The organism is Alteromonas sp. KS69 (assembly GCF_003989595.1).
Lineage (GTDB): Bacteria > Pseudomonadota > Gammaproteobacteria > Enterobacterales > Alteromonadaceae > Alteromonas > Alteromonas naphthalenivorans.
This window is the reverse complement of sequence record NZ_PYHU01000052.1, coordinates 1-4,180: the sequence shown is the minus strand read 5'-3', so window position 1 is coordinate 4,180 and position 4,180 is coordinate 1. Positions and strand designations below refer to the sequence as shown.

The 4,180-nt window shown below is 41.3% G+C and carries 7 protein-coding genes; all 7 read left to right on the top strand.

Annotated features, from left to right (window positions below; translation table 11 throughout):
- Window positions 1–222: 222 nt before the first annotated feature.
- Window positions 223–504, top strand: coding sequence for a hypothetical protein (locus C7Y69_RS20840; protein WP_013783746.1), 282 nt, complete (start codon window positions 223–225; stop codon window positions 502–504).
- A gap of 155 nt (window positions 505–659) precedes the next feature.
- Window positions 660–1,163, top strand: a complete 504-nt coding sequence (locus C7Y69_RS20835) for an STM3941 family protein (protein ID WP_126874045.1) — start codon at window positions 660–662, stop codon at window positions 1,161–1,163.
- Window positions 1,164–1,741: 578 nt separating this feature from the next.
- Complete coding sequence (locus tag C7Y69_RS20830) at window positions 1,742–2,197, top strand: nuclear transport factor 2 family protein (RefSeq protein ID WP_126874044.1); 456 nt, start codon at window positions 1,742–1,744, stop codon at window positions 2,195–2,197.
- 138 nt (window positions 2,198–2,335) lie between these two features.
- Complete coding sequence (locus tag C7Y69_RS21660; RefSeq protein WP_185864211.1) at window positions 2,336–2,659, top strand: hypothetical protein; 324 nt, start codon at window positions 2,336–2,338, stop codon at window positions 2,657–2,659.
- A gap of 120 nt (window positions 2,660–2,779) precedes the next feature.
- Complete coding sequence (locus C7Y69_RS20820) at window positions 2,780–3,082, top strand: hypothetical protein (protein WP_126874042.1); 303 nt, start codon at window positions 2,780–2,782, stop codon at window positions 3,080–3,082.
- 129 nt (window positions 3,083–3,211) lie between these two features.
- Window positions 3,212–3,592 (top strand): hypothetical protein, encoded by a 381-nt coding sequence (locus C7Y69_RS20815; protein WP_126874041.1) that lies wholly within the window; start codon window positions 3,212–3,214, stop codon window positions 3,590–3,592.
- 136 nt (window positions 3,593–3,728) lie between these two features.
- Entirely contained in the window at window positions 3,729–4,151 is a 423-nt protein-coding gene (locus C7Y69_RS20810) for a GNAT family N-acetyltransferase (RefSeq protein WP_126874040.1), read from the top strand.
- Window positions 4,152–4,180: the final 29 nt, after the last annotated feature.

Below are 4,180 nucleotides of genomic sequence, written 5' to 3'. Positions count from 1 at the left end.
TTTCCTGTCATAATTAATGCATTCATGGTCCGTCCATTTGTATTCGTCAACTTATATAAGAAAAACTATACTAGGTTGTTTGGGGTTATTGATGCATAACAACTCAATCAACACACTCACTTCGTTCGCTGGGACGCATACACGCAGGGCGGCTTCGCCATTATGCCCTACGTGCCTGCGCCCGTTATTGAAAAGTTATATGCCACTAGGAAAACCTAACTTATGGTTTACTTATTAGCTGGGATTGTGTGTGTTCATTTGGCTTGGGCATTTTTTAATACTCTAGCGGTTCACAGCACATTGTTTATCAATAATAGCTCTCGAGCTATTACCTTACTTGTCAATTGGCTTATTCCAATAGGTGGGCCTGCTATTACTTTGGTTGTCCTTCGCTCAATAAACCCCAAAGTAAAAGGTCGCAATCCTGTTGCGGACGGTTCTGGTAGTAGCAATCTATATTCGGGGAATGAGGGTTCAGATTCTGGTGGTGGCTGTGGTGATTAACGTAGCTAAACTAGGTTGTATTTAAAATGGCTTATAACAAAAAAATTAAGCACGCCCGCTGCGCGGGCTGGGACGCATACATGCGGGGCGGCTTCGCCATTATGCCCCACATGCCTGCGCCCCTTATTTAAAAGTTATACGTTCAGGGAGAAATAGTGCAGATAGCTATCAGTAAAGGTAAGGCTTTATTTTATATGATTTTGAGTACCCTGATAGGTATTACCTGTATCGTATTTGGTGGCTATTGGATTATTTCAGGTGAAGTAAGCATAACTAAGTTTTGTCTTTTTCTGTCTGTCGGCACGGTTATGAGTACATATGCATATGCGCAGTTTCAAGTTGTTAGAAGCTCATCTGTTGGTTTGCTTTTATCACCGGAAGGTCTAATCGACAATTCAACATTGCCCAATGATATTTTAATAAAGTGGTCTGAAGTTAAAACAATTGAATACCCAGCGATTGATCCACCCCCTCATTTTTCAGTCTTGCTAAAAGACGATAGTGAGTTTTTTAGCCATCTTGATTGGTTCTCGAATTTGTACTTTAGAATTACAAAGTTTTGGTACAAAACACCAATAGTGTTGGTTTTAGACAATCTAAAGTGTTCAACCAATGAACTAAAAAGTGTTTTACAGGATTACTCTACAAAATATGTGTAAAGAACGTATAACAAGGCCTTTAAGCCATTCACTGCGTTCATTTGGACAGCTAGCTCTCCGGTCTTATTGTCTATGGCTTCGCCATTTTACACAAACGCCCTACAATCTAGCTGCCACTTAAGGCGACGTTAGAAGGCGGCAGCCTAAACTACGTTTGGCTTTATAAAAATACTAATTCAACCACCCTCACCTGTTGTTCCCAACATCGCACTGGCTTTCGGTAGTTTTAACTTCGCCGCTTTAAATTCAAAGGTTGCGCAATAGGCGCTTTACCGCCAAGTTCTCATTTTCATCCAGCAAGCACCATTGCACTTGGTAGCTCAAATGGCGGCATGCTCCAGTCAAATCACCAACATTACTCCATTGGCATTTTACTTGTTTGCTTTAACAATCAATCGTATGCTGGCTTTATTAGTTTTTAAAACGTCCAAAGGTAAAGGCTCTGCTTCTAACAAAGCGCTTAAGCCTCTCCCTTCGGTCGCTGGGACGCCTATACGCGGGGCGGCTTCGCCATTATGCCCCGCGTATCTGCGCCCCTTAGCTTAAAGTTATACCTAATTTAAACAGTGGAGGTTTTGATGAAAGGATGGACACTTTCTTTAGTCACTTTATTCTGGTCTCTTAACGCAATAGCAGACACAGGCTTATCCGAACTCGGTAACAGGTATTTTTCAGCATGGGCAGCAACTCAATCTCCCGATGCTACTGAAAAAGACTTAGAGCACTACCTGTCTTTTCTTAAGGCCGATGTCGCCCACCAACACTTGCCCTACGACTCAGATGATTCGCGATTACCTGACGGCAAAGAAAGTATACGCGAAGGGATGCTGTTTTATTTGGGCTCTCATTCGGTATATGAAGCTACCTTGAAGCAAGTTATTCCCGCTCACAATGCAATTGCCATTACATACACTACATCTAGCAAGGGAGTACACCCCCAAACAAATGAACTCATAGAATTACATTACTCAACGATGGAAGTTTTGGAAATCGAAGATGGCAAAGTAGCGGTGATTCGGAAATATGAAGAATAGTGTAAGGTATAACAAAAAAATTAAGTTCGCCCGCTGCGCGGGCTGGGACGCAAACATGTGGGCTGCTCACTTCGTTCGGATTTTAGCCCACATGTCCGCGCCCCTTATTTAAAAGTTAGCCACTAAAAAGGATTTTTCATGGATACAGGTTTTCTAATTCTTTTAATATCCTGCTTAAGCGGCTTCATATACTTAACTATTGGCTATTTGCTTACCTTTAAGCAAAAAGCTGATGTACTTAACGGCATCGACTTTTCTAAAATTGCCGACTTACCTGCTTTCTGCAAATACGTGGGTAATAGCTTTTTATTATCTGGTGCTGTACAAATCTTAGTTGGGGTATTGGCTTACTACGCTTATTTAAACCTTATGCTGTACATGGCTATTTTTGTTCTCTTCTCGACTTTGCCAATTGTTAATGTCGTTAAAGCTATGCGTAAGTTTCAAAAAAGTGCTTCGTAAGCAAAGCGTGGCTAACAAGCCAATCAACACACTCACTGCGTTCGCTGGGACGCATACACGTGGGGCGGCTGCGCCATTATGCCCCACATGTATGCGCCCGTTATTGGAAAGTTATATGCCATGAGTGAAACCAAAATTATTATCGTTTTATTAGCTGTACTTCTAGTTCATTTTGTTTTTGCAATTGTTGTCACATCACAGGTATCCAAGGTGATTTTGAGGCTTCAGAAAATTAAAAATAATAGGTACGCTTCAAAGAAAATAAATGAATTAGAACGTTATAGAGTATTCGCTTTGTTCGCTCCAATTTTTGGCCCAATAGTGGCGTATGGAATACTTAAAGGAATTAAGCCTGGTATTTCAGAGAAAGGTTATATGGCAAATAACCCAAACTCACCTAATGTAAATTCGGAAGGAGATTGAGGCTTGGCACATAACAAAAAAATTAAGTCACTCACTTCGTTCGTTGGGACGCATACACGTGGGCTGCTTCGCATTATAGCCCACATGCCTGCGCCCCTTATTTAAAAGTTATATGCTTTTGAGGAATTCATGCTATCTATCGCTGAACAAAACAAAGAAGTGTATGTGAAGTCTTACTGTCAGAATTGGTTAAGGCTGCTCTCTCTACAAAAGTTCAGCGAAGCCCAGAAACTATTGGATTGTCCAAACAGCTACGGAGAAACTTGGACAGAAGCCAAATTGAAGTTTGCTGTACAGGAATATTACGACGATACATCGCCAGTAACATTCCATAATGAAGACCTTTCCAGATGTTTTCCTGAATATTTGGAAACCGGATCTGGAAACCTAATTTTTGGTTTTTATCTTCCGTCTAATAGTGAAATTACGGATTTAACAGTGGAGTTTGAGTTTATCCCGCAAGGTAACGGATTTTATGCAGCAACTATCAACGACGTCCATGTGTTGTAAAAGGCACGCATATAACAACTCAATAAACTCGCTCACTTCGTTCGCTGGGACGCCTACACGCAGGGTGGCTTCGCCATTATGCCCTACGTGCCTGCGCCCGTTATTGAAAAGTTATACCCTCTGAAGGATCGCTATCATGAAAGGAATTAATATAAGTACAAGCCACGATGACTTAGACATCGAATTAATCCACTCCTTCGTGGCTAACTCCTATTGGGCAAAAAACATTCCGCTCTCAACATTACAAAAATCCATAGACAATTCCCTTGTATTTGGAGCCTATGCTAACGATGGACGCCAAGTCGGTTTTGCTAGAGTTATTTCGGACAAAGCTACATTTGCATATCTAAGCGACGTTTTTGTAATAGAAAAGTATCGTGGTCAAGGGATAAGTAAACAACTTATGGAAAACATATCATCCCATCCAGATCTGCAAGGTCTCCGTAGGTTTATGCTAGCAACAAGTGACGCACACGGATTGTACTCGCAGTTTGGTTTTACATCTGTTGAAAACCCTGAGAAGTTAATGCAAGTTTTAACGCCTGGCATATATGATTAGGCACGGGTATAACACATATGAGCCTCCGG

What these genes read in the sequence shown, in the direction of transcription:
- C7Y69_RS20830 (WP_126874044.1), top strand. Translation starts at nt 1,742, where the DNA reads ATGAAAGGATGGACACTTTCTTTAGTCACTTTATTCTGGTCTCTTAAC.
- C7Y69_RS20810 (WP_126874040.1), top strand. Translation starts at nt 3,729, where the DNA reads ATGAAAGGAATTAATATAAGTACAAGCCACGATGACTTAGACATCGAA.
- C7Y69_RS20840 (WP_013783746.1), top strand. Translation starts at nt 223, where the DNA reads ATGGTTTACTTATTAGCTGGGATTGTGTGTGTTCATTTGGCTTGGGCA.
- C7Y69_RS20815 (WP_126874041.1), top strand. Translation starts at nt 3,212, where the DNA reads ATGCTATCTATCGCTGAACAAAACAAAGAAGTGTATGTGAAGTCTTAC.
- C7Y69_RS21660 (WP_185864211.1), top strand. Translation starts at nt 2,336, where the DNA reads ATGGATACAGGTTTTCTAATTCTTTTAATATCCTGCTTAAGCGGCTTC.
- C7Y69_RS20820 (WP_126874042.1), top strand. Translation starts at nt 2,780, where the DNA reads ATGAGTGAAACCAAAATTATTATCGTTTTATTAGCTGTACTTCTAGTT.